Source organism: Lysobacter sp. ISL-50, from assembly GCF_018612875.1.
Taxonomy (GTDB): domain Bacteria; phylum Pseudomonadota; class Gammaproteobacteria; order Xanthomonadales; family Xanthomonadaceae; genus Lysobacter.
In genome coordinates, this window is sequence record NZ_JAGGRI010000011.1 from 78,519 (window position 1) to 102,280 (window position 23,762).

20 protein-coding genes are annotated in these 23,762 nt (G+C 67.1%); 6 read left to right on the forward strand and 14 right to left on the reverse strand.

Annotated elements, in window-relative coordinates; all coding sequences use genetic code 11:
- Positions 1-259: 259 nt before the first annotated feature.
- The 6 genes from trpE to J7J50_RS07735 form a co-directional block, all read right to left on the reverse strand.
- A complete protein-coding gene (trpE, locus tag J7J50_RS07710) occupies positions 260-1,750 on the reverse strand; it encodes an anthranilate synthase component I (RefSeq protein ID WP_215059621.1) in 1,491 nt (496 codons plus the stop codon).
- A 147-nt stretch (positions 1,751-1,897) separates the two neighbouring features.
- Positions 1,898-2,884, reverse strand: coding sequence for a lipid kinase YegS (yegS, locus tag J7J50_RS07715; protein ID WP_215059623.1), 987 nt, complete (start codon positions 2,882-2,884; stop codon positions 1,898-1,900).
- A 334-nt stretch (positions 2,885-3,218) separates the two neighbouring features.
- Complete coding sequence (gene rraA, locus J7J50_RS07720; RefSeq protein WP_251044475.1) at positions 3,219-3,692, reverse strand: ribonuclease E activity regulator RraA; 474 nt, start codon at positions 3,690-3,692, stop codon at positions 3,219-3,221.
- A gap of 159 nt (positions 3,693-3,851) precedes the next feature.
- Positions 3,852-6,377, reverse strand: a complete 2,526-nt coding sequence (locus tag J7J50_RS07725) for a N,N-dimethylformamidase beta subunit family domain-containing protein (protein WP_343222453.1) — start codon at positions 6,375-6,377, stop codon at positions 3,852-3,854.
- A 125-nt stretch (positions 6,378-6,502) separates the two neighbouring features.
- Complete coding sequence (gene rpe / locus J7J50_RS07730; protein WP_215059627.1) at positions 6,503-7,198, reverse strand: ribulose-phosphate 3-epimerase; 696 nt, start codon at positions 7,196-7,198, stop codon at positions 6,503-6,505.
- Between the two features lie 131 nt (positions 7,199-7,329).
- Positions 7,330-7,662, reverse strand: a complete 333-nt coding sequence (locus J7J50_RS07735; protein ID WP_251044474.1) for a DnaJ domain-containing protein — start codon at positions 7,660-7,662, stop codon at positions 7,330-7,332.
- A 240-nt stretch (positions 7,663-7,902) separates the two neighbouring features.
- Here J7J50_RS07735 and J7J50_RS07740 point away from each other — a divergent pair, with 240 nt between their 5' ends.
- From J7J50_RS07740 to J7J50_RS07750, 3 genes are all read left to right on the forward strand, one after another.
- Positions 7,903-8,832, forward strand: coding sequence for a phosphoribosylaminoimidazolesuccinocarboxamide synthase (locus J7J50_RS07740; protein ID WP_057944238.1), 930 nt, complete (start codon positions 7,903-7,905; stop codon positions 8,830-8,832).
- 399 nt (positions 8,833-9,231) lie between these two features.
- Entirely contained in the window at positions 9,232-9,567 is a 336-nt protein-coding gene (locus tag J7J50_RS07745) for a multidrug efflux SMR transporter (protein WP_215059631.1), read from the forward strand.
- Positions 9,568-9,646: 79 nt separating this feature from the next.
- Positions 9,647-10,141, forward strand: coding sequence for an Mpo1-like protein (locus tag J7J50_RS07750; protein ID WP_215059633.1), 495 nt, complete (start codon positions 9,647-9,649; stop codon positions 10,139-10,141).
- Positions 10,142-10,156: 15 nt separating this feature from the next.
- Here the strand turns inward: J7J50_RS07750 and J7J50_RS07755 are convergent, their stop codons facing one another.
- Entirely contained in the window at positions 10,157-10,582 is a 426-nt protein-coding gene (locus J7J50_RS07755; protein WP_215059635.1) for a hypothetical protein, read from the reverse strand.
- A gap of 78 nt (positions 10,583-10,660) precedes the next feature.
- On the opposite strand from J7J50_RS07755, the gene J7J50_RS07760 reads away from it, so the two are divergent.
- Together J7J50_RS07760 and J7J50_RS07765 are read left to right on the forward strand one after the other, a co-directional pair.
- On the forward strand, positions 10,661-11,545 hold the full coding sequence (locus J7J50_RS07760; RefSeq protein WP_215059637.1) for an EamA family transporter: 885 nt from the start codon (positions 10,661-10,663) through the stop codon (positions 11,543-11,545).
- A gap of 611 nt (positions 11,546-12,156) precedes the next feature.
- Positions 12,157-15,078, forward strand: coding sequence for a S8 family serine peptidase (locus J7J50_RS07765; RefSeq protein WP_215059638.1), 2,922 nt, complete (start codon positions 12,157-12,159; stop codon positions 15,076-15,078).
- Positions 15,079-15,165: 87 nt separating this feature from the next.
- Here J7J50_RS07765 and J7J50_RS07770 read toward each other — a convergent pair whose 3' ends face one another.
- From J7J50_RS07770 to hppD, 7 genes are all read right to left on the reverse strand, one after another.
- On the reverse strand, positions 15,166-16,032 hold the full coding sequence (locus J7J50_RS07770; protein WP_215059640.1) for a nucleoside-diphosphate sugar epimerase: 867 nt from the start codon (positions 16,030-16,032) through the stop codon (positions 15,166-15,168).
- A gap of 4 nt (positions 16,033-16,036) precedes the next feature.
- Positions 16,037-17,266 carry a Na+/H+ antiporter NhaA gene (nhaA, locus tag J7J50_RS07775; protein ID WP_215059642.1) on the reverse strand — a complete coding sequence of 410 codons (1,230 nt, stop codon included), beginning with the start codon at positions 17,264-17,266 and terminating at the stop codon, positions 16,037-16,039.
- A gap of 172 nt (positions 17,267-17,438) precedes the next feature.
- Entirely contained in the window at positions 17,439-18,464 is a 1,026-nt protein-coding gene (locus tag J7J50_RS07780; protein ID WP_251047316.1) for a sodium:calcium antiporter, read from the reverse strand.
- A 129-nt stretch (positions 18,465-18,593) separates the two neighbouring features.
- The gene (locus J7J50_RS07785; protein ID WP_215059656.1) at positions 18,594-19,214 is read right to left on the reverse strand and encodes a lectin; all 621 of its coding nucleotides are present in this window, start codon (positions 19,212-19,214) and stop codon (positions 18,594-18,596) included.
- A 289-nt stretch (positions 19,215-19,503) separates the two neighbouring features.
- Complete coding sequence (gene hmgA / locus J7J50_RS07790; protein WP_215059658.1) at positions 19,504-20,787, reverse strand: homogentisate 1,2-dioxygenase; 1,284 nt, start codon at positions 20,785-20,787, stop codon at positions 19,504-19,506.
- Positions 20,788-20,977: 190 nt separating this feature from the next.
- The gene (locus tag J7J50_RS07795; RefSeq protein WP_215059647.1) at positions 20,978-21,475 is read right to left on the reverse strand and encodes a hypothetical protein; all 498 of its coding nucleotides are present in this window, start codon (positions 21,473-21,475) and stop codon (positions 20,978-20,980) included.
- Between the two features lie 26 nt (positions 21,476-21,501).
- On the reverse strand, positions 21,502-22,593 hold the full coding sequence (gene hppD, locus J7J50_RS07800; RefSeq protein ID WP_215059649.1) for a 4-hydroxyphenylpyruvate dioxygenase: 1,092 nt from the start codon (positions 22,591-22,593) through the stop codon (positions 21,502-21,504).
- 98 nt (positions 22,594-22,691) lie between these two features.
- On the opposite strand from hppD, the gene J7J50_RS07805 reads away from it, so the two are divergent.
- The gene (locus J7J50_RS07805) at positions 22,692-23,273 is read left to right on the forward strand and encodes a MarR family winged helix-turn-helix transcriptional regulator (RefSeq protein WP_215059652.1); all 582 of its coding nucleotides are present in this window, start codon (positions 22,692-22,694) and stop codon (positions 23,271-23,273) included.
- The last annotated feature ends 489 nt before the right edge of the window (positions 23,274-23,762 follow it).

Genomic DNA, 23,762 nt, shown 5'->3' on the forward strand with positions numbered 1-23,762 from the left:
AGTCAGATTGCTCCCGCCGCCCTGCCCCGGGCCTTTCCGGCGGATGAACTTTTTTTAATGTGGGGGGTTGGAATGGCGACGGCGGGTTTGCCGCTGGGGGCTGTGCCATGGCCCGCTCAAGATCGCCAGTCCGTCATTCCCGCGAACGCGGGAATGACGAGCAAGAGCGCAGCGACACTCGAAGCCGCGACTGCGATTAGCGGATGACGCCGCCGACTCAGGCGAGCGTCATCGCTTCATGGCGCGATCGCTCCGAACCTCAGAGCCCGCGAGCCGCCTCGGCCACCGCGCGGAACAGCGCGCGGCCCTTGCTCATCGTCTCTTCCCATTCCTTCTGCGGGTCGGAGTCGTAGACGATACCTGCGCCGGCCTGCACGTGCAGGCGGCCGTCCTGGATGACCGCGGTGCGGATCGCGATCGCGGTGTCGGCGTCGCCGTGCCAGCCGATGTAGCCGACCGCGCCGGAGTAGACGTTGCGCTTGACCGGCTCGAACTCGCGGATCACTTCCAGCGCGCGGATCTTCGGCGCGCCGCTGACGGTGCCGGCCGGGAACGTCGCGCGCAGCACGTCCATGTAGCTCATGTCCGCCTTCAGCTTGCCGGTGACTTCGCTGACGATGTGCATGACGTGGCTGTAGCGCTCGATGCCGAACTGTTCGCCGACCTCGACCGTGCCCGGCAGCGATACGCGGCCGACGTCGTTGCGGCCCAGGTCGATCAGCATCAGGTGCTCGGCGCGCTCCTTCGGATCGGCCAGCAATTCGGCTTCCAGCGCGTGGTCTTCCTCCACCGTCTTGCCGCGCGGGCGGGTGCCGGCGATCGGACGCACGGTGACTTCGCCGTCCTGCAGGCGCACCAGGATTTCCGGCGACGAACCGACCACCTGAGTGCCGCCGACATCGAGGAAATACATGTATGGCGACGGGTTCAAGGCGCGCAGCGCGCGGTACACATCGACCGGGCGCGCCTTGAACGGCACGCTGAGCCGCTGAGACAGCACCACCTGGAAGATGTCGCCGGCGCGGATCAGTTCCTTGGATTTCTCCACCGCGTCGATGAAGCCTTCGCGGGTGAAGCCGGAAACGAAGTCGCCTTCCTCCAGGCCCGCCGGATCGAGCGTTTCCGGATAGCTGGCGCCGCCGATGCGCAGGCGATGCACCAGTTGATCCAGGCGACGGTTGGCGCGCGCATAGGCCTGCGGTTCGCGCGGATCGGCGTGGACGATCAGGTACAGCCGGCCCTTGAGGTTGTCGAATACCGCGATTTCCTCGCTCTGCATCAGCAGGATATCGGGCGTGCCGAGCTCATCGGGCTTGTGCGCGCCGTCCGGCCCCGGGCCGGCCAGGCGCTTTTCGATGTACTGGATGCACTCGAAGCCGAACCAGCCGACCAGGCCGCCGGTGAATCCGGGCAGGCCGTCGATCTTCGGCACGCGGTATTCGGTGCGCAGGCGTTCGACTTCGGCGAAGGGGTCTTCGACCACGCGGCTTTCGATCAGCTCGCCGTGCTCGCTGACGAACAAGGTGTGGCCGGCGAAGGCGTACACGCGCTGCGCGGGCAGGCCGATGATCGAGTAACGGCCGAAGCGTTCGCCGCCTTCGACCGATTCGAACAGGTAGGTGTGCGGGCCGTCGGCGAGTTTGAGATAGACCGACAGCGGCGTATCGAGGTCGGACAGGACCTCGCGCACGACGGGGATGCGGGTGTAGCCGTTAGCGGCCTGTTGCTGGAAGAGTTCGTGCGAAATCACGCGGCGGTTCCTTCATGGACGAGTGGGCAGGAGCGACGATGGCCGACGGCCACCATCGCCAACCCACGTCGGCACAGAGGAAATGCGGGTTCGCCCAGGCTTTCATGCCGGTAACTGTAACTGCTTCGCAGGCGCGGCGCGACGGGGTCAGGCGCCCGGATCGTCGGCCGCGGCGGTCGCACCGGCGGCGACGGCAGCGTGCGCGACCGCCGACAGCAGCGGACAGTCGGCCGGCAGGTGCATGCGCACGCGCGCCGGGATGCAGTCGATGCGGAAGTGATGCGACTGGACCGGTTCGCCGTCGAGGTTGAGGGTCAGCGACTTCGGCGATTCGATCTCGACCCAGCGCAGTTGCGCGCGCGTGGCGACGCGGTCCAGCGCGGCGTGCTTGCCTTGCGTGAGCAAGGTGCGCGCGGTCGCGCCGACTTCGCCGGACAGATCCGGAACCACGGTCACATCGAGCAGGCCGTCGTCGATCAGGGCGTCCGGACACAACACCTGGCCGCCGCCGGCCTGCTTGCCGTTGCCGATGCCCAGGGCGATGAACTCGCCTTCCCATTCGAAATCCTCGCCGTGCAGGCGCGCGCGGATCGGCTCGATCTTGCCGAGTTTGGAGATGCCGGTGACCAGATACGCCAGCCCACCCAACATCTTCTTCAACCCCGCATCGGTTTCGATCGTGACCTGCGTGCCGAACCCGCCGCTGGCCAGATTGGCGGCCCAGTGCAGGCCGTCGGGCGCCTGCAGCCGGATCAGGTCGATCGGCCGCGGCGGCTGGCGATGGATCAGATCCAGCGCCAGCGCCGGATCGGCCGGAATCAGCGCGGCGCTGGCGAAATCGTTCGCGGTGCCGAGCGGAACCAGACCGAGACTGGGCAGCGCGTCGGCCGGTTCGTCGCGATGCGCCAGCGTGGTCGCCACTTCGCTCAGCGTGCCGTCGCCGCCGGCGGCGATGATCGTGCCGACTCCATCGGCGATGGCTTCGGCGACGTAGCGCTCGGCGTCGCCGCCTTCCCAGGTCACCCGCACATCCAGGGCGACGCCGCGGTCGCGCATCGCCGCCACCGCTTCGCGCAGGGCATCGTCGCCGGCCGATTTGCCGTTGAGGATTAAACGCCAGCGCGGTGAGCTCATGAGTCGCCGATCCGTCGGTTATGCAGGGCCCGCGAGGCTAACAGCCGCCGCCGTCGGCGCAGGTGAATGTACGAATGCGCAAAACCTGTCACACACCTGTCATGGCCGATCCGGAATATGGGAGGCCATATCAGGGACGACGGGCGGAGGCTGGATTGCCTCCAAATATTCCAGGAACGCGGGCCGCAAGGTCCGCGTTCTTTTGTTTGTGGCGGCCATCGCGCAAAGCCCTTGTGGGAGGGCCTTCAGGCCCGATGCTTTTCTTTCCGATCGTCGCGATCTGAAAGAAAAGCATCGGGCCTGAAGGCCCTCCTACAAAAAACCGCCGCTCGCCTCAGCGCAACCGCTCGCGCGCCAACACCACGCCATCCTCATCCGCGCACAGCCACTCGCCCGGCCGGATCGTCGCCCCGCCGAATTCGACCTCGACATCGCGCAACCCCTGGCCGCGCTTGTCGGTCTTGCGCGGGCAGGTGCCCAACGCCTTGACGCCCAGTTCCATCGCGCCGATCGCGCCGCTGTCGCGGATCGCGCCGAACACGATCACCCCGGCCCAACCGTTCTCGACCGCCTTGGCCGCGAGCAGATCGCCGAGCATCGCCCGCCGCAGCGAGCCGCCGCCGTCGATCACCAGCACCCGGCCGTTGCCGGCTTCGGCCACCGCCTCGCGGACCAGGGCGTTGTCTTCGTAGGCCTTGATGGTGCTGACGATGCCGTCGAAGGCGATGCGGCCGCCGTAGTCGCGCAGCGGCAGTTCGAGCACGCGCACTTGCGCTTCGTGGAGGTCGCACAGGTCGCAGGTGTTCATCCGGATTCTCCGCCGATGGCCGTTCACCGCAGCGACGGTGGTACGTCGATCCGCGGCGTTCGTCAAAGATAACGGAACCGCCGGTGACGGTCGTGCGCGGAAAATCCCCCCGATCGGCCTGAAAGACCGGCCCGAACCCCGGGCCGGCCGGTACTCAGGTCATTCGTTGCCGTACCAGGAAACGGCGGCCGGAGCCGAGATCAGGCTGCCGTCCTGGCCGGTCCAGGACGACCACACACCGCGATCCCACTCGCAGACCATCGGCTTTTTGTTCTCGTCGACCGCCACCAGGGTCAATCGATTGGCATGCCACGAAGCCACCGCCGGTCCCTGCCCCGCCACACCGCCGCGCGACGCCCACGGCTGCCAGCCGTTGTCGTGGCTGCGCTGCCATATCTGCTTGTTGGCGCCGAGCGCGAACACATCCATCTTGCCGTCGCCCCGCGACACCGCCGCCGGCGTCGATACCAGGGCCTGCCCTGGCCCGCCCAGCGACACCCAGCCCGACCAGGTTCCGGCGGTCCACTGGTTGTTCCACAGCGCATCGTCCAGACCGATGGCGAACACGGTCATCTCCTGGCTGTTCCAGGACGACACGGCCGGACCCGACTTGAAACCGCCACCCAGCGACTGCCAACTGCCCCATGAGGTGCCGTCGTGCGTGAGGCGCCAGATCTCGAAGTCGCTGCCGTTGCTGGTCCGCGCGAACACGTCGGTGGTCACGCCGTCACGGCTGATCGCCGCCGGGTTCGAGGTCAGCGTGCGACCGGCTGGCGCGCCCAGGTGGGTCCAGCCCAACCAGGCCGAGCCGTTCCACAGGTTCTGATACAGATGACTGTCCAGACCGACCGCGAACAAGGAAAGCCGGTTCGCCGCCTTCGAAGTCACCGCGGGCGCGAACAGGAAGCCGCCTCCGAGCCCCTGCCAATCCTGCCAGACCCCGCCGACTCTCGATCGCCAGTACATGCCATTGTCCAGGCCGAGCGCGAACACATCGGTGCGGTTGCGGCTGCGCAGGCGTTCTAGCACGTTGCGGGTGATCTGCTTGGCCGGCTCGCTTTCCAGTTGCGTGTTGAACGGCACGCCGTTGGCATCGGGATACACGACCGGATCGGCATTGTAGTTATCGACGCCCCAGCTCCATTGGATCGAGCCCGATGCGAACACGGTGGCGCCCGATGCAACATCGTGGGTGGTGGTGTGCGCGATCGTGCTGTTGTCGATGGAGTGGGTTTGCGACGCGCCGATCGTCTTGATTCCAGGGCGCCGGTCCGCGATGTTTTCGGGAAGGCTGTCGACCTCATAGCCCATCAGCGCGCGCAAATGATCGCTGTGTTGCAGACCAGTGTCCTGAGTCACCCAGGTGCCGGCGTCATCGACGACGAAATCGGCACTGTAGTAATCCGTCGGGTTACCCGTCGGTGTTCCCGCCGATCCTTTAGGTTGATCGAGATGGGAACGGAAGGCGACGCCAAGCAACCAATGCTCCGGCCTGGGCACAGGCAACTCTCTGAAGGGCATCGTGGCGTTGGCCGGGCAGTCGCCAGTCGTGGACGACGCGCAGGGATCGGCAGCGCTTTTGTAAGACACCACCACGCGATCTGCGCCGCCAGCACCGGCCTCGAAACGAATCTGGATGAAGCAGGTATTGGCCGAGAAAAATCCGAGATTGACCCCAGCATCCCGCGCCGCCTCCACATGATCGCGCATCGATTTGGACCAATACTCGTCGTGCCCCACCGACAGGAAGCCGCGATGGTTCAACAGCACACTGGCGGATCGATGCACATCAACATTGGTGGCATAAGTAACGTCGTAGCCTTCGCGTTCGAGAAAGCGGACGAAGTTGTATTCCTGGCCACGACCGCTGGTGAAGTGCGTATGGTTGAGCGTGGTCAGGAATTCACCGGCACCCACGCCGTACTTGCCGGCTTCGCGACCGGAGACTATCGCATTCGCGGGCGCTCCATTGTCGAGGTATGACGGATTTTCGCGAATCCCATACGGCCGATCGAACGATATTTTTCGGGCGTATATGCCACTCTCCCCCGTGGGATTTGCATCCGGAAACGGACTTGAGTTGCCATAGCTGGATTTACCGCCGGCCAGTGCACCGGGCCAGTTGTTGTACGACTGATAGGTCGTCACGCTCTGCTGAAACAAATAATCCGAAGCGCGCGCATCGTCGCGGATCGCGAACACGACGTAGCTCTGCTTGGCCTGCGGCTGTTGCGCGCCGTCGGCGACGATGGTCACCCGCGCCAGATAAATGCCGCTGACCCAATCCGCATCGGTCGTGAACGCGGTCGACAGGCGATACGACTCCTGCCACTGGCATTCGATCAGGCCGAATTCCGCGTAAGCGGGATTGGATGCATCCAACACCGGCATCGGTTGCGCGTAACCGGGCAATTGTTGCGGCCCGAACACCCTGCGCGCGCCGGCGCCGGCGTACCACCCCATGCGGAACACTTCCAGCGTATAACGCGGGCAATTCGCGCCCGGCGCGCTGCAGTTGGTGCCGGGCGCCGCACCGTTGCCCATGTTGACGAAGAACACCACCTCTTCGCCGCGGTTGTAGCTGGTCTTGGAGGCGTAACCCTCGATCTCACGCGCGGTGGCGGGATCGGTGAGCGGCCAATCGGAATGGCCGGGGCGTTGGTTTTCCTGCTGAACTCGATTCATGAAAAGCTCCGTGGGTGGTACGGAGCTCACGTTACTCGCTTCGAATCTCGCTGGTTAAGAGCCGAAAACAAGTATTTTCGCTTGTTGTTTGACTCGGTATGGAACAGATGTGCCGAGTAGTTTCCTCAGGCACGCACCGCGGCCACCGCGTCCTTCATCCGCCGCACGATATCGCCATAGCCGTGCTGATCCGCCCCCGGCGCATTGAAGATCGCCGACCCCGCGACGAAGGTGTCGGCGCCGGCGGCGGCGATCTCGGCGATGTTGTCCGCCTTCACTCCGCCGTCGATTTCCAGCCGGATCGCGCGCCCGCTGTTGTCGATGCGCTCGCGCACGCGGCGCAGCTTGTCCAGCGCCGACGGGATGAAGCTCTGGCCGCCGAAGCCCGGGTTGACCGACATCAGCAGCACCAGATCCAGATCCTCCAGCACCCAGTCCAGCACTTCGATCGGCGTGGCCGGGTTCAACACCAGACCAGCGCCGCAACCGTGCGACTTGATCAGCTGGATGGTGCGGTGCACGTGCAGGCTGGCTTCGGGATGGAAGCTGATGGTGCTGGCGCCGGCCTTGGCGAAGTCGGGGACGATGCGATCGACCGGATCGACCATCAGGTGCACGTCGATCGGCGCGGTCACCCCGTGCTTGCGCAGCGCTTCGCAGACCAGCGGACCGATGGTCAGGTTGGGCACGTAATGGTTGTCCATCACATCGAAATGGACCCAGTCGGCGCCGGCCTTGAGCACGTTGTCCACTTCCTCGCCGAGCTTGGCGAAGTTGGCCGAAAGGATCGAAGGGGCGATGACGGTGGATTGCAGGGACATGGGGGCGGGCCGGACGGGACTGGCGGCTATTGTAAAAGCTCAGGAACGAGTGCACAGGAGTGAGGAGTGAGTAAAAGCGGCGAGACCGGGGCTTTTACTCACTCCTCACTCCTGTGCACTCGTTTCTGGCTCTAGCGCCCTCGCAGCGTCTTGATGCGATCGTAAGCCCGGTTGATCTCGCGCGCCTTGGTCTCGGCCTGCTGGCGGATGTCGGGCGCGGCCTGGGCGACGCGGTCGGGGTGGTATTGCCCCATCAGCCGGCGGTAGGCCTGATCGACTTCGGCGTCGGTGGCCTCCAGGGTCAGGCCCAGCACCTCGTAGGGGTTGTCGCCGCGCAGCTTGAACCAGTCGGTGTCGAAGGCGTGGCCGATCAGCACGCCGATCACCGCGCCCAGAAAGGGGTTGCCGCGCAGCAGGGCCGCGCCGGCGAAGAATCCCAGCAATTTGCCGTACCAACGCTTCATCGGGTCGCCGGCCGCCTCGTTTCCGGGCCGTCGCGGCCCACCGGCGGTCATCTTAACCGGGGGCCGCCGCGGCCGGGCCCGGGCCCGCCGGCCGGCGGGGGGCTACACATACCCCTCAGGCGGCGTACACTGCCCGGCCCCGTCGCGCACGCACGCGCGAGCCGGACGGCTCCCGGAGGCCGGCTTCAGACCTGTGCACCGCGATGGAGGGACTACGCACTGCCTTCAGGGGTCCCCACGTTGACGACCACACTGCTGCAATCCGAACTGCCCGGCCTGCCCTTGCGCCACCGCGGCAAAGTCCGCGATGTCTTCGATCTGCCCGCCGACCGCCTGCCCGCGGGCGCCGCTCCCGGCGGCGACTGCCTGCTGATGGTCGCCACCGACCGGCTCAGCGCCTTCGACGTGGTCCTGCCCGACCCGATCCCGGGCAAGGGCGAGATGCTGTGCCAGATCAGCAATTTCTGGTTCGGCAAGACCGCGCACATCATTCCTAACCACCTCACCGGCATCGACGTCGCCGCGGTATTGCCGCAGGGCGTGGACGCCGCGCTCTACGCCAAGCGCGCGGTGGTGACCAAGCGGCTCAAGCCGGTGGCGATCGAATGCATCGCCCGCGGCTACGTGATCGGCAGCGGCTGGAAGGATTACCAGCGCACCGGCCGGATCAGCGGCATCGCCCTGCCCAGCGGCCTGCGTCAGGCCGAGAAGCTGGCCGAGCCGATCTTCACCCCCTCGACCAAGGCGGCGGTGGGCGATCACGACGAAAACATCGACTTCGACACCGCGGTGCGCACGGTCGGCGCCGAGTTGGCCGAAGCGGTGCGCGACGCGACCTTGCGGCTGTACCGTTTCGCCGCCGATTTCGCCGCCGAGCGCGGGATTCTGCTGGCCGACACCAAGTTCGAATTCGGCACCGACGCCGACGGCCGTCTGTACGTGATGGACGAGATGCTGACGCCGGATTCCTCGCGTTACTGGCCGGCCGACGAATACCAGGTCGGCACCAGCCCGCCGAGCTACGACAAGCAGTTCGTGCGCGACTATCTGGAGACGCTGGGCTGGGACAAGACCCCGCCGGGTCCGAACCTGCCGGCGGAAGTGATCGAGCGCACGCGGGCGAAGTACGCCGAGGCCTTGCTGAAGCTGGCGGGGATTTCGGTGGATTGATTTGGGCGGTGGGTTTGAGCGAAAGGGCCGCGGATGCGGCCTTTTTGTTGGGTGGAGCAAATCCCCCCTGCCCCCCTTTTTCAAAGGGGGGAACAGCACGAGCCGTTGATGCTGACGCGGCTGTTGCTAAGGGGGGAACAGCACGGGCCGTTGATGCTGACGCGGCTGTTGCTAAGGGGGAACAGCACGGGCCGTTGATGCTGACGCGGCTGTTGCTGTTGCCGTTGTTGTTCCCCCCTTTGAAAAAGGGGGGCTAGGGGGGATTTGCTCTTAACCGACTGTCGTCTGCTTTACAGACCCCGCCCACCCAATACGCAACACTGCCCCGACGCCCTCCGCCACGCCTGCCCGCCATGCGCGCTACCCTGCCCGCCTTACTCCACGCAGCCCCGGGTGCGCATGAACATCGGCTACTTCTACCTGGCCATCGCCATCGCCGCCGAGGTCGTCGCCACCAGCGCGCTCAAGGCCTCGGACGGATTCACCAAGGCCGGGCCGACGATCGTCGTCGCCGCCGGCTACTCGGTCGCGTTCTATTTCCTGTCGCTGGTGCTCAAGACCGTGCCGGTCGGCGTCGCCTACGCGATCTGGTCGGGCGTGGGCATCGTGCTGATCGCCATGATCGGCTGGCTGTTCATGAAACAGGCCCTGGACGCGGGCGCGCTGGCCGGCATCGGCCTGATCGTCGCCGGCGTCATCGTGATCCAGCTATTCTCGAAAGCGGCCGCGCACTAGCCGCACCACGCGCGCCCGTCGCGGGCGCGCCAGCCACCGCGCGGGCCTCGCGCCCGTCACGCCTCACCGGGAGCCGAACATGAGCCGCGTCGCCCACGCCACCGAACACGACCGCCCGATCGACCGCTGGTTCGCCAGCTACTCCGGCGATCACCGCAACGACACCAACCAGCTCATCCACGTATTCGCCGTGCCGGCGATCCTGTGGAGCGTGATCGCGCTGCTGTGGTGCATCCCCGCGCCCGGCACTTGGTTCAAGCCGGGCATCTGGGCCGCCATGGCGATGTTCGCCGCGATGCTGTTCTACTACCGCGCCTCGCGCAAACTCGGCCTGGGCATGCTGGTGCAGTTCGCGGCGTTCACCCTGCTGACCCACTGGATCGCCGCGAGCTTGGGCTTGAACGCGCTGCTGTGGCTGGCGATCGGCGTATTCGTGGTCGCCTGGATCGCGCAGTTCATCGGCCACAAGATCGAAGGCAAGAAGCCCAGCTTCCTCACCGACCTGACCTATCTGCTGATCGGCCCGGCCTGGGTGCTGTCCAAGCTGTATCGCAAGCTGGGCTGGTCGTACTGAGGCGCGCGCGCGGCCTCAGTCGATCCGCGGCATCAGCCACCACCACGCCAGCGCCAGTTCCGCCCACAGCAACAGCACCGGCGCCAACGACACCCACAGCGCGCGCGGCCACGGCAGTTTGAGCCCGGCCGGATCGGGCAGATACAGGCGCACGCTCAGGCTGAGCGCGCACCACGACAACGCCATCGCCAGCGCCACGAACGGCGCGCCGCTGCCCACGGCGCTGCCGCGCGCGACCATCAGCGCGATCACCGCCAGCATCGCCCACACGATCAGGCCGAACACCACCGACCACAGCGCCGCGCCGAACGCCGGCCGCGCTCCGACCACGCGCGCGACCAGCGCGCGCAACAGCCACGCGCCCGGCGCCAGCGCGGCCACCAGCGCCGCCATGCCCAGCAGCCACAACAGCGGCCCCGCAGACTGCATCGCATCGTTCACAATGATGATCCACCGCGCCGTTCGCGTCCGTCCGCAAGGCGGCCACGATAGCCCACACGACAGGCCAGCGACACCGCCATGCCCGCCCGCGATCTGGTTCTGCTGATGCTCGTCGTCCTGTCGTGGGCGATCAATTTCCTGACCTCGGCGCTGGCGCTGCGCGAAATCCCGCCGTTCCTGTTCACCGCGCTGCGCTTCGCCCTGCTCGCGCTGCCGCTGGTGTTCTTCCTCAAGCGGCCGGCGCCGGGCCAGTGGCCGCGCCTGATCGCGGTGTGCCTGTGCATCGGCGTGCTGCATTTCGGCCTGAGCTTCAGCGCGCTCAAGGCCGCCGGCGATCTGTCCTCGCCGGCGATCGTGTTGCAGAGCTACGTGCCGATGACCGCGCTGCTGGCGTGGTGGCTGCTGGGCGAGCGTTTCGCCTGGCGCACCGGCGTGGCGATCGCGATCAGCTTCTGCGGCGTGCTGGTGCTGGGCTTCGATCCGCTGGTGCTGGACAAGCCGCTGGCGGTGGTGCTGATGCTGGTTTCGGCCGCGTTCCTGGCCCTGGGCACGGTGCTGATGAAGGGCCTGCGCGGGCTCGACATGTTTTCCCAGCAAGGCTGGACCGCGCTGATCGCGGTGCCGCCGCTGCTGATCATCAGCCTGGTGCTGGAGCCCGGCGGCGTGGTCGCGTTGCCGCGGATCAGCTGGGTCGCCTGGGCCGGCGCGATCTATGCCGCGTTCGTGTCCTCGCTGCTCGGCCACGGCCTGTACTACGTGCTGGTGCAGCGTCATCCGGTGGCGCAAGTGACGCCGTGGCTGCTGCTGGTGCCGGTGTTCGCGATCGCGCTCGGCATCGCGTTCTGGGGCGATCGGCCCGGGCCGAGCCTGTGGATCGGCGGCGCGATGGTGCTCGGCGGCGTGCTGATGATCGCGCTGCGCGCGTTGTCCAAATCGCGTGCGCGTGCGGCCGCGATCGACTGAAGCGCCCACGCCGCGGCGATCCGTGCCGCGACCTGTCATGAAATATGCATTGGTGAACTTGGCGCGCTGAAGCGTCTGCGCGCGCAGGAAGGCGTGCGCCCGCTCGGCAGAGCGAGCCGCAACGGCGCCGTTTTCGTACATAGGGGCGCGTTCCTGCGCCACGTCCCGACATCACACGCCGCCATGGGACGCGATGCCGGCTGCAATGCCTTCGCCGACCGTTCGCGCCGTCGATCGCCACCGCACCGAACGCGCACGGCGCCCGCGCCCACGCCGAACGGCGCATGCATCGCCGCGTAGCGCAATCCTTCGAAAGCCCGCATGACGGCACACGAAACCGATTCGCGGGCGCCGAGGTCGCGGCCCATGTCCGCGTTATGGGAGCTACAGCGATATCCCGGATGGAGTTCGCAAATTCAATGTGCGATCCGTAACGCCGGAAACCATTTCGACGCGCGAGCTCCTCTTGCGAACCTGGTCGCGCGGCGCGTCCGCGGTGTCGTTCGTCGGCCGGGCTGGTTTGCCTCATGTGCCCCGCATCGCCGAACCGACGCTCCCGCGTTGCGCGGCGGTTCGCACCTCCGACTTCAACCGCACTGCAGGGGAATCGCATGAGCAAGAGAGGAAAGCTGATCCGCAGCGGCATCGCCGCGGCCGTCGCCGTCGCACTCGGCGGCCTGGCCTATACCAACTACGCGCAAACCGGATCGGCCAGTACCGTCGCGCAAGCCGACACCGGCGACGGCCAAGCCGACCATCCGGCCGCGCGCCGCGCGCGTCAGCAATGGCTGTCCGCCGTGACGCCGCCCAGCGGCGTCGCGCAGCCCGGCCCGGCCAGCATCGGCGCGGCCGTGCGCGATCCGCACCAGTTGATCCTGCAATCGGGCCTGTTCGATCCACTCGACACCCGCCAGAACGCGCCCAATGCCGGTGTCTCGGTGTCGCAGCGCTACGCGATCGTGCAGTTCGCCGCGGGCGCGCAGTCGCCGCGCGAGGCGCTGGAACGCAGCGGCGCGACGATCCTGGGCTACGTGCCCAACAACGCCTATCTGGTGCGCGCCGACAACCGCGGCGGCATCGCCGGGTTGCAAGGCCTGAGCGGCGTGCGCTGGGCAGGCGGTTACCGCTCCGACATGAAACTCGCGCCGGGCCTGCTGCAACACGTGGCCTCCACCGATCAAGCCGGCCCGACCCGGTTGGTGGCGACCTTGTTCGATCGCGAGAACGCGCGGCGCGCGGCCCAGGCGATCCAGTCGCGCCTGCCCGACGCCCGTGTGGGCAATATCTTCAACGATGCCGAAGCGCCGGCCTTGAACCTTGAGGTGCCCGGCAAGATGCTGGCCGAGGCCCTGTCGGCGTTGAGCCAGCTCGATGCGGTGCAGCAGCTGAGCCTGTACGTGGGGCCGCAACTGGACAACACCGCGACCATTCCGGTGTTGCAGAGCAATTACACACCGGGGTCGACCTCCGAGCCAGGCACGGGCAAAGTCGCCGGGGCGACGCCTTTGTGGGACCAGGGCATCGTCGGCGCGGGCCAGATCGTCGGCCTGCTGGATTCGAGAATCGACCGCGACGAAGCTTCCTTCGTCTACCAGCGCAAGACCGACAGCGACACCGCGGCCATCGCCATCACGCCGCGCTCGGAGATCGCCGCGTCCACCGACGGGGCGGCGCTCGCATTGGGCTCGCTGCATCCGGGTAACAAGATCATCGGCTTCTGGGTCAAACCCAATGAAGTGGACGGGGCACAAGACCACGGGACCCATACGGCCGGCACCATCGCCGGCGACCTGTCCGGAAAATACGGCACCAGCCAGTACGCAGCGTCGAGCGAGAGCCAAGCCAATCACGATGCGGCCGACGGCATCGCGCCGAACGCGCAGCTGCTGGGAACGAGTCTGGAGTTCCTCACTTACGACGATGGCGCTTACCCGCTGCAGAAGCTGCTCGATCAGGCTCATGCCGCGGGTGCGCGAATCCACAGCGACAGCTGGAGCGCTACATACGGCACGTACGCGCAACTGTCGCGCTCGGCGGACATCGCGACCTATCGCAACGACGATCTTCTGGTGGTCAAATCCGCCGGCAACACCGGCAACGCCGACACTACGCAATCCAGCGGCGACCGCCTGGTTTGCGGCGAAAGCGATTACCGCGGCGGCCGTTGCTGGAACAGCATGGGCGATCCGGCCGCGGCCAAGAACCTTCTCGTGGTGGGCGCGCTGGGCCACGGCTCGTCGAAAGACGTCGCCGACTACTCCGCCCGCGGCACGCTGGATGGACGCTTCAGGCCCGACATCATGGCACCGGGCAGCAGCGTGGTTTCGGTGGCTTATCAAACCAGCACCGATGTCAACAAGGCGCTCTACAAACCGAAGACGGCCACGAAGACCGGCACGTCGATGGCGACGCCCGCGATCAGCGCGGCCGCGACGCTCGTGCGCCAGTACTTCACCGACGGCTTCTATCCGTCCGGCGCGCGCAACGCCGCCGATGGGATCGTCCCGAGTTCGGCCTTGCTCAAGGCGGTGCTGCTGAACGCAACGCAGCCAGTGAAGGATTCGGCCAACGCTTCCAGCTATGTCAACAAGGGCAGCACCGACTGGCCGATCGTCGGCGGCGGCTGGGGCCGGCCGTGGCTGGACGGCAACCTGTGGTTCAAAAGCACCAAGACCGGCGGCGACGACAAGCGCCGCCTGCGCCTGTTCGAACGCGGCAACGGCAGCGGCCTGAAGACCGGCGACTCGAACGAGTACGAAATCGCCGCGGTGCGCGCGGGCGAGGAGTTACGCATCACCCTGACCTGGACCGATCCGCCGGCCACGACCGGTGCGGCGTTGGCTCTGGTCAACAACCTCGACCTGGAAGTCGAAGGGCCGGACGGTCGCATCTACCGCGGCAACCAGCTCACCGCCGGCGTTTCGACCGAGTACTGCACCAAGACCCGCTCGGAAACCCAGACGGGCTGCACCGTGGCCGGCGCCACTCACACCGACGCGCTCAACAACGTCGAACAGGTCCGACTGACCGCGCCGACCGCCGGCAAATACATCCTGCGCATCAAGGGCGCCGCGGTGCCGGGCGCGGGCGAGTCGCTGGCAGGCAGCGATCGCCAGGGTTATGCGCTGGCGGTGTCCGGCGCGTTCGGGCCGGCGGCCGGCAAGGCGCAGTTGGCTGCTCCGGCCGAACTGAGCGCGACCGCGCGCGCGGCGGACGCCACCAGCGCCTCGCTCAGCTTCGGCGCGGTCGCCGACGCCACCGGCTACCAGCTCTACCGCGCCGAAGGCGGCTGTCCGGCCGTGGGCGCCAAGGCCTATCGCCTGGTCGCGGCCGGCACCGGCACCAGCCTCAGCGACGGCCTCATCGCCGCTGGCAAGACCTATGGCTATGCGGTGCGCGCGATCGGCAGCGATGTCGAAGGCGTCCTGTCGGGCTGCGTGAGTTCGGCTCCGGCTCCGGCTCCGGCCGCGGCGCCGGCGACTCCGGCGGCGGTGGCTACGACGGAAACGGCGGCAGCGGCCAACGGCGGCTGATCGTCTCGCGCAGCGCCCCGGCTCGGGGCGCTGCGCGGAGGAAGGCCCTCCCACAAAGAGCCCTCCCACAACCACTGCCTCGGGCGCTTACTCGCGCGGCGTCTCGAACATCTCCGCGCTCGGCTGAAAGCTGCGCGGCGCATAACCGAAATCGCGCCGCGCCGGCGCCGCGTCGAAGGTCATGTCGGTGCGCATGCGCCGCACCGCCGCTTCGCCCAGCCCGGTCGCGCGGCCGGCGGCCTGCGCGGCCACCAGCGCGAGGTTGAACAACGGCGACGGCAACTCGACCAGCTTCACCGGCGGACGCAGGCAGGCCAGCGTGCGTTCGACCATGTCGCGATAACTCAAGGTCTCTCCGCCCGGCACCGCGTAGGTGTTGCCGAAACTCGCCGGCGCGGTCAGCGCGGCGAAGGCGGCGTCGGCCAGATCGTCCACGTGCACCGGCTGGCGCAGGCCGTTGGCGCCGCGCGGCAGCGGGAAATACTTCAGGCGCTTGGCGAGCTGGGCGATCCGGGTCAGGGTCGCGTCGCGGCCGGCGCCGTAGATCAGGGTCGGACGCAGCACCGTGGCCGCGTCGCTGCGCGGTTGCGCGGCGGCGAACAAGGCCGCCTCGCCTTCGCGCAATTCGCCGGCCACGCGGCGTTCTTCCGCATCGGCCGAGCCGCGCTTGGTATCGGCGCTGGTCGAGCCGAACGCGATCACCCGCGTGGCCTCGATCCCGGACTGCGCATACCAATGGGCGAACTTCAGCAGCGGACCGCAGCTGAAGATCGCATCCACCCGCGGCGGCAATTCCGGCATCTGCTCAAGATCGCCCTGCAGCCAGTGCAGACCGGGGCGATCGAATTGTTCGTGCCGCGAGATCGCGGTCACCCGCCAACCGGCGTGGGACAAACGTTGCAGCAGCGGCAGGCCGATCTGGCCGCTGCCGCCGAACACCAAAGCATGTTTCATGCACTCAATCCTGGGCGCCGCGCACCGGCAATACCGCGCGCAGCCAACCGAAGCCGATCACCGCCGACAGCAGCGAGGCGGCAAGGATACCCAGAACCGCTTCCTCGTACAGCGCCGGGTCCTGATAGGCCAGCGAGGCGATGAACAGGCTCATGGTGAAACCGATACCGCACATCAGCCCCAGACCGATCATCGCGCGCAGGTCCATGCCGTTGGGGAAACGCGCCCAGCCCAGCGCGCGCATCAGCACCGCGGCGCCGACGATGCCGACCGGCTTGCCGATCACCAGGCCCAGCACGATGCCCATCGGCAACGCCGCGGTGGCGTCCTCCAGCTTGACGCCGCTCAGCGACAGGCCGGCGTTGACGAAGGCGAACAAGGGCAGGATCGCGTAGGCCACCCACGGATGCAGCGCATGCTCCAGGGTTTCCAGCGGCGAATGCTCGTGGGCGTCGTCGATGTTGTTGCGCTTGTCGATGTGCGGAATCATCAGACCGGTGGCGACGCCGGCCAAGGTGGCGTGCACGCCCGACTTGAGCACGCACACCCACAGCACCACGCCCAGCGCCAGATACGGCCCGAGCGACTTCACTCCGCGCCGGTTGAGCAGCCACATCGCCGCCAGCGCGACCGCGGCCCAGATGAGGGCGGCGACCGACATGCCGTGCGAATAGAAGAACGCGATGATCAGGATCGCCATCAGGTCATCGACCACGGCGATGGTCGACAACAGCAGCTTCATCGCCACCGGCACGCGCGAGCCCAGCAGCGCCAGCACGCCCAGCGCGAAGGCGATGTCGGTCGCGGTCGGCACGGCCCAGCCGCGCATCGACGCGGCATCGCCGTGATTGAGCGCGTAGAACAACAGCGCCGGCGCGATCACGCCGGCGCAGGCGCACAGCAACGGCAGCACCAGTTGCGAGCGTTCGGCCAATTGCCCGCTGAGGGCTTCGCGCTTGATCTCCAGCGCGACGACCAGGAAGAAGATCGCCATCAGCCCGTCGTTGATCCACAGCAGCAGCGGCTTGCTGATGTCGAGCGCGCCGATGCGCACTTGCACCGGAATCTGGCGGAACGCTTCGTAGGCCTCGTGCAGCGGCGAATTGGCCGCGATCAGCGCCAGCACCGCGGCGCCGATCAGGACGATGCCGCCAGCGGCTTCGAGGCGGAAGAATTCGCTGAGTGCGCGCAGGGCGCGGCGCGTGAGGCGCGGCGAGGAGGTGAGTTCGCTCATCGGGCCATTATAGGGGTGAGGGTTGCATGGGGTTTGTGGATGCGCGGCTTATTCCCTTCTCCCGTTTACGGGACAAGGGGCCCGGGGGCGGATGAGGGTACGCGGAACCCCGGCCCGCGCGCGGGCGAGGGAGAACCGCGGCTACTCAGCGATATCCGCGATCCGAACCGGATCAGTGATGCAACATCACCAACTCGAACGCCACCCACGCCAGCAACCCGGCCAGCAAGATCCCGCCCTCGCGCTTGCTCACCCGCAGATCGCCGCGCAGCATCGGATACAGCATCAGCGCGAACACCGCCGCGGCCGGCAGTTCGAAACGCACGAACGATTCCGGCAACGGCACCGTGTGCAGCGCGGCCATGCCGCCGAGCACGATCAGCAGATTGAACAGGCTCGAACCGATCACGTGGCCGACCACGATGTCGCCCTGCCCGCGCCGCGCCGCGGCGATGGCGGCGGCGACTTCCGGCAAGGCGGTGCCGATCGCGACCGGCAACAAGCCGGTCAGCAGCGGCGACAGGCCCAGGCCGGCGCCGATGATCGCCGCGTTGGGCGAACCGAAACCGCCCGCGACGGCCGGCGCGGCGGCGGCGAAGCTCCACAGCCCGTTGCCGCCGACGATCAGATACGCGCCCATGTGCAACAGCACCGCAGCGATGAACACCCGCACCAGATTCAAGCCCAGATGGGTCTGGGTCTGCGCGAACGCGGCGATCGCGTCCTGCAGCTCCGGCGTCTCGCGGCGCGTGCGTGCGACCGCGAAGGCGACCACCGCGACGAACACCACGATCATGCCCAGGCCCTCGGCCCGGCTCAGCGCGCCGTCCAGGCTCAGGCCGATCACCGCCGCCGTGCCCACCAGCAGCACCAGCAACAGCGGCGCCAGCGCCCGCCAGCGCACCAGCAGCGGCGCCGCGAGCGCGGCCAGACCCAGGGTCAGGCCGAAATTGACCACGTTGCTGCCGACCGCGTTGCCCAGCGCCAGCGCCTGCTGCCCACGCAGCACCGCCTGCAGATTGACCGCCAGTTCCGGCAGCGAGGTGCCGAAGGCCACCAGCACCAGACCGGCCGCGAACGGCGAGGCGCCGAAGCGCTGGGCCAGGCCGGACGCGCCCTTGACGATCGAATCGCCGCCCAGAGCCAGCAGAAACAGGCCCAATACGAACAAGCCGACGGCTTCGAACATGGCGGTCATCCCCTTGCGATCAATGATTCGCGCACTACCGGCGCGAGCGTTCCGAACCCGATTCTATGCCCGGGCGGGCCGGTTCGTCCGCCGGCGGTCAACGCCGGCGGCGACGGCCACCGCGCCGGGAGCGGCGCGCTAGAAACAACCCTCGACGTAGTCCACCTGCGGCGGCACGCCGATGCGCCAGCGACCGACCTTGCCGTCGGCGCCGGTTTCGAACACCAGCACACCGGCGCCGCCGGCCGGATCGGCCACGCGCAGATACGTGCCGCCCTGCTCGTACTTGTGCGGCTGCTCTTCGACCTTGCCCGGATACAAACGGCGGATGTCGTCCGCGCTCATGCCGCGCTTGCCGCCGCCGGGCGCGACTTCTTTGTCGCCGCCCACGTCCACGCGCGCGAACTTGCCGTCTTCGACCATGAAGCCGAACTCGCGCGCATTGTTCACCCAGATCGGCAGCAGGTAATAGCAGGTGCTGTCTGCCGAGGGCTTGCCCTTGAGTTCGCCGCCCCAGGCCTGCTTGGTCTGCTCCACGCTCATGCCGAAGCGCATGTCGCCGTAGCCGTCGAAGCGCGCGAGCGTGCTGCTCGCGGCCGGCGGCGGGTTGGACACCGGCGCGGTCGCCGGCGGCACGTTTTCAGCGGGTTGATCGGTGATCGGCGCGGGATTGACCGCCGGCGCGGTGTCGGCCGCGGGCGTCGCGGCGGTCGGCGCCGCCTCGCGCTGGCAGGCGCTCAGGCCCAGGCTCAACGCCATCGCGGCGAGCAAAGCGGCGCGGGTCGGTGCGAAGGTCGTCGGCGTGTGTGTCATCGGCGGAACTCCGGCGCCCGGGGCGCGATTCGAATGGCCGAAGCAGCCTAGCGTTTTTACGTGAACGCGGCGAGAAGCGGCGTGAGGCTTTTGTGGGAGGGGCTTCAGCCCCGATGCTCTTCGATCAGAAGTAGTGAAGTTCCAAGCGATCGGAGCGAAGAGCATCGGGGCTGAAGCCCCTCCCACAAAAGCCCCTCACACAAAAGCCCTCGCACGAGACCGGCGACCGCTACGCTCACTCCTTCCGATTCGGATCGAAATGCTTGCGCAACCCCGCCCAGCACGCCTGATAGTCGCGCTGCCGGTGCGCCGCATCGAACGCCTGCTCGGTCGGACGAATCACCGCGCGGGTCTCGAACATGAAAGCCATGGTGTCGGTGATCACATGCGGCTTGCTCAGGTCGGCATGCGAGGCTTTCTCGAACGTCTCCGCATCCGGCCCATGCCCGGTCATGCAGTTGTGCAGCGAAGCGCCGCCCGGGGCGAAGCCACCGGCCTTGGCGTCGTACACACCGTGCACCAGTCCCATGAACTCGCTGGCGATGTTGCGATGGAACCACGGCGGCCGGAAGGTGTGCTGCGCCACCAGCCAGCGCGGCGGGAAGATCACGAAATCGATATTGGCCGTGCCAGGCGTATCGCTGGGCGAGGTCAGCACGGTGAAGATCGACGGATCGGGATGGTCGAAGCTGATCGAGCCGATGGTGTTGAAGCGGCGCAGATCGTATTTGTACGGCGCGTAGTTGCCGTGCCAGGCGACCACGTCCAGCGGCGAGTGGCCGATGTCGGCGCGCCACAGATGCCCCTGGAATTTTCCGACCAGTTCGAACTCGCCGTCGATGTCCTCGTAGGCCGCGTGCGGGGTGAGGAAATCGCGCGAATTGGCCAGGCCGTTGGAACCGATCGGGCCCAGGTCGGGCAACCGCAGCGCGGCGCCGAAGTTCTCGCACACGTAGCCGCGCGAAGCGCCGTCGGGCAGCTCGACGCGGAAGCGCACGCCGCGCGGAATCACCGCCACTTCGAACGGCTCGACCTCGATCGCGCCGAACTCGGTGCCGATCAGCAGGCGGCCGTGTTGCGGCACGATCAACAACTCGCCGTCGGCGTCGTAGAAATATCGGCCTTCCATCGAACGGTTGGCGGCGTACAGATGGATGCCGCAGCCATGCTGGCCCGCGGCCGAGCCATTGCCGGCCATCGTGTACAGGCCATCGACGAAATCGACCGGCGCCTGCGGCAACGGCAGCGGGTCCCAGCGCAACTGGTCGGGCGAAACCGGGCCGTCGCCGAACTCGTTATGGAACTGAGGCTGCCGATATTGCGAGAAGGTGCCGTGCATCGCCGCCGGACGAATGCGGTACAGCCAGCTGCGCCGGTTTTCCTTGCGCGGCGCGGTGAACGCGGTGCCGCTGAGCTGCTCGGCGTACAAGCCCATCGCCACGCGCTGCGGCGAGTTCTGCCCTTCCGGCAACGCGCCGGCCACCGCTTCACTTGCGAATTCGTTGCCGAACCCGCTCATGTAGCCGCGCGGACGCTGGCGCAGGCTGTCAGTGCTGGGCATCGGGATGACGTTGTCGATGTCGGTGGCTGCGGTGCTCATACGGGCTCGCTGGGCTGTTGGACGCCGCGCCGCGGGCGGCGCGCAATCGGGTCGTGACGCAGGTGGTGATGCATACGGCGGTGAATCGATACGAGCGAGCCGGCGCCCCTTACATGCCCAGGGCGCGGCTGAGCACGTAGGGGTGCGTGCGGTCGATGACCAGCGCCAGTTGCGTCGCCAGCTCCAGGATTCGTGGCGTATCCGCGCGCCACACCATGATGACGTTCAAGTTGTCGCTGATACGGTCGTCGATCACCAGCGTCTCGTAGCCACCGTTGTCCTCGCGCTCGGCCAGCAGCGGGTCGAGCCAGGCGAAATACTCGCTGACCAGCCACTTGGAACCGTTCTCGCCTTGCGGAAAGTCCGGCAGCGGCGGGTCGAACCAGTCGCTGATCTGCTCGTGCACCTCGTCGATCTTGTCGCCGACCGCGAAGTGCTGCATCAGCCGGAACACCAGCGCGGTCTGCCTCACCTCTTCGGGCGAGGGGTCTTCCATCCAGTCGAAGTCCGGATCGTTTCCGGCGCCTTCGATCGAAGCGACCAGCGAATCCACTTCCTCGGATTCCAGTTCGCGAAAGGTCAAGCGATCGACGAGTTCCCTGAGCATGCCCACAGCCTTGTGATGAGGAAGCCTTATAGTACGCCGCGCTGCATCTGATCGCGCTCGATGCTCTCGAACAGGGCCTGGAAATTGCCCTCGCCGAAGCCTTCGTTGCCCTTGCGCTGGATGATCTCGAAGAAGATCGGGCCGATCGCGTTCTTGGTGAAGATCTGCAGCAGCTTGCGCTGATGGGTCTCCGGGTCGGCGTCGATCAAGATCTTGTTCTTGGCCAACCGCGCGACGTCCTCGCCATGGTCAGGAACGCGCATGTCGATCACGTCGAAATACGTATCCGGCGTATCGAGGAACTCGACATTGCGCGCGCGCATCGCCTCGACGGTCTCGTAGATGTTGTCGGTGAAGCAGGCGATGTGCTGGATGCCCTCGCCCTTGTAGGCGTCCAGGTATTCGTTGATCTGGCTCTTGGGATCGTTGGACTCGTTGAGCGGAATGCGCACCACGCCGTCGGGCGCGGTCATCGCCTTGGACACCAGGCCGGTCTTGACGCCCTTGATGTCGAAGTAGCGGATTTCGCGGAAGTTGAACAAGCGCTCGTAGTAGTCCGACCACTTCTGCATGTTGCCGAAGTACAGGTTGTGGGTCAGGTGGTCGATGAAGGTCAGGCCGAACCCGGCCGGGTTCTGGTCCGCGCCCGGGATCGGCTCGTAGTCGGCGTAGGCATTGCCCTTGTCGCCGTACTGATCGACCAGGTACAGCATGCAGTCGCCGATGCCCTTGACCACGGGCGCGTCGATGACGCGGGTGTCGGCACGCTCGCCCACCGCTTCGCCGCCGTTGCCGAGCACCGCCTTGAGCACCTCGGCCGCCGGCTTCTTGAAGCGGATCGCGAATCCGGCCGCGCAGGGGCCGTGCGCGTCGGCGAAGGCCGAGGCGAAGCTGTCCGGGCTTTCGTTGACCAGGAAGTTCACCCCGCCCTGGCGGTAGACCGTGATCGGCCGCGACTTGTGCCGCAGCACGGCGGTGAAGCCCAGGCGGCGGAAATAGTCGTGGAGCAGCTCGCCTTGGCCGACCGGGGCGGCGAACTCGACGAACTCGAAGCCGTCGATGCCGAGCGGATTTTCGAAGGTGGTGACCTGCATGCCGAGGTTGGGCTGTGCATTCATGGCATTGTTCTCGGGTGGCGGCCGGATCCGCTGCGGACGGCCTCAGGGAAAGGGTCGTTATAGTTTCACATGAAACCATAAGCAAGGCACAGTGCAGCATGAATCGACCGCCCTCACAGTCCGGCCCGGCCGGCACCGCCCCCTCCGACCCTGAACAGGCCGGCCCCGGCCCGACCGCGCCCCCCGTCCGCGCCGCCGCGCGCGGCCCGGCCCGGCATGCCGAGCTGGACCTGGACCATTTCCTGCCCTATCGCCTGTCGGTGTTGTCGAACCGGGTCAGCGGCGCGATCGCGCGGGTCTATTCCGAGCGTTACGCCCTGAGCGTGACCGAGTGGCGGGTGATGGCCGTACTCGGCCGCTTCCCCGGTTTGTCCGCGAACGAAGTGGCGCAGCGCACGGCGATGGACAAGGTCGCGGTGAGCCGCGCCGTCGCCCGCCTGACCGAGGCCGGCCGTTTGGAGCGCGACACCCACGACGACGACCGTCGCCGTTCGGTGCTGCAGTTGTCGCCGGACGGCTACAAGATTTACGACGAGGTCGCGCCGATGGCGTTGGCGTTCGAGCAGCGCTTGTTGGCGGGGATCGAGTCGGCCGAGCGCGATGCGCTCTTTCGTCTGCTGGACCGGCTGGATGAGTTGGAGATGCAGGCTGAAGCGGAGATGGCGGCGGATAAGCGCTGACCAGCGCGCGCGCTGCCGTCGGCGCGGGTGGTGCGCGCTGACGCTCCGACCTTGAGCGCCGCGCGCTGAGGCTGCGGGCTGCGACGTGCTTCCGGCGCATACCGTAATCCGCTTTGCGGTTGCGATACCGCCACAACCCCATTCTAAATTGCACTGACAATGGTGGCTTCCGTTGCCGTTGCCGTTGCCGTTGCTGTTGTTGTTGTTGTTGTTGTTGTTGCCGGGCGCAGCTTGTAACTCGCGAGACCAGGGACACCCGAAGGGCGGCGCACATGGACGTGCGCCGGGTGCCACCTTGGGCAGGATGCCCAATGTGGCACCTGCCTGCGCAAGCACCGCACTCGTGGCTTTTGACTCGAAACAGCCCAAAGCCCTTTCTTTGGTTACTTTCTTTGTGGCTTTGGACAAAGAAAGTGACCCGCCGCTCCATGGCGGAAGCGTTTAGCGTTTGATCTTGCTTGTAGCGTTTGCTCTTGCTTGAAGCGTTTG

Bases quoted from the DNA above. Each gene is read 5' to 3' on its own strand.
- hppD (WP_215059649.1), bottom strand. From the start codon at position 22,593: ATGAATGCACAGCCCAACCTCGGCATGCAGGTCACCACCTTCGAAAAT.
- J7J50_RS07785 (WP_215059656.1), bottom strand. From the start codon at position 19,214: ATGGCGTTGAGCCTGGGCCTGAGCGCCTGCCAGCGCGAGGCGGCGCCG.
- J7J50_RS07745 (WP_215059631.1), top strand. From the start codon at position 9,232: ATGAACATCGGCTACTTCTACCTGGCCATCGCCATCGCCGCCGAGGTC.
- rraA (WP_251044475.1), bottom strand. From the start codon at position 3,692: ATGAACACCTGCGACCTGTGCGACCTCCACGAAGCGCAAGTGCGCGTG.
- J7J50_RS07765 (WP_215059638.1), top strand. From the start codon at position 12,157: ATGAGCAAGAGAGGAAAGCTGATCCGCAGCGGCATCGCCGCGGCCGTC.
- J7J50_RS07760 (WP_215059637.1), top strand. From the start codon at position 10,661: ATGCCCGCCCGCGATCTGGTTCTGCTGATGCTCGTCGTCCTGTCGTGG.
- rpe (WP_215059627.1), bottom strand. From the start codon at position 7,198: ATGTCCCTGCAATCCACCGTCATCGCCCCTTCGATCCTTTCGGCCAAC.
- J7J50_RS07770 (WP_215059640.1), bottom strand. From the start codon at position 16,032: ATGAAACATGCTTTGGTGTTCGGCGGCAGCGGCCAGATCGGCCTGCCG.
- J7J50_RS07750 (WP_215059633.1), top strand. From the start codon at position 9,647: ATGAGCCGCGTCGCCCACGCCACCGAACACGACCGCCCGATCGACCGC.
- hmgA (WP_215059658.1), bottom strand. From the start codon at position 20,787: ATGAGCGGGTTCGGCAACGAATTCGCAAGTGAAGCGGTGGCCGGCGCG.
- J7J50_RS07805 (WP_215059652.1), top strand. From the start codon at position 22,692: ATGAATCGACCGCCCTCACAGTCCGGCCCGGCCGGCACCGCCCCCTCC.
- nhaA (WP_215059642.1), bottom strand. From the start codon at position 17,266: ATGAGCGAACTCACCTCCTCGCCGCGCCTCACGCGCCGCGCCCTGCGC.
- J7J50_RS07795 (WP_215059647.1), bottom strand. From the start codon at position 21,475: ATGCTCAGGGAACTCGTCGATCGCTTGACCTTTCGCGAACTGGAATCC.
- J7J50_RS07735 (WP_251044474.1), bottom strand. From the start codon at position 7,662: ATGAAGCGTTGGTACGGCAAATTGCTGGGATTCTTCGCCGGCGCGGCC.
- J7J50_RS07780 (WP_251047316.1), bottom strand. From the start codon at position 18,464: ATGACCGCCATGTTCGAAGCCGTCGGCTTGTTCGTATTGGGCCTGTTT.
- J7J50_RS07725 (WP_343222453.1), bottom strand. From the start codon at position 6,377: ATGAATCGAGTTCAGCAGGAAAACCAACGCCCCGGCCATTCCGATTGG.
- yegS (WP_215059623.1), bottom strand. From the start codon at position 2,884: ATGAGCTCACCGCGCTGGCGTTTAATCCTCAACGGCAAATCGGCCGGC.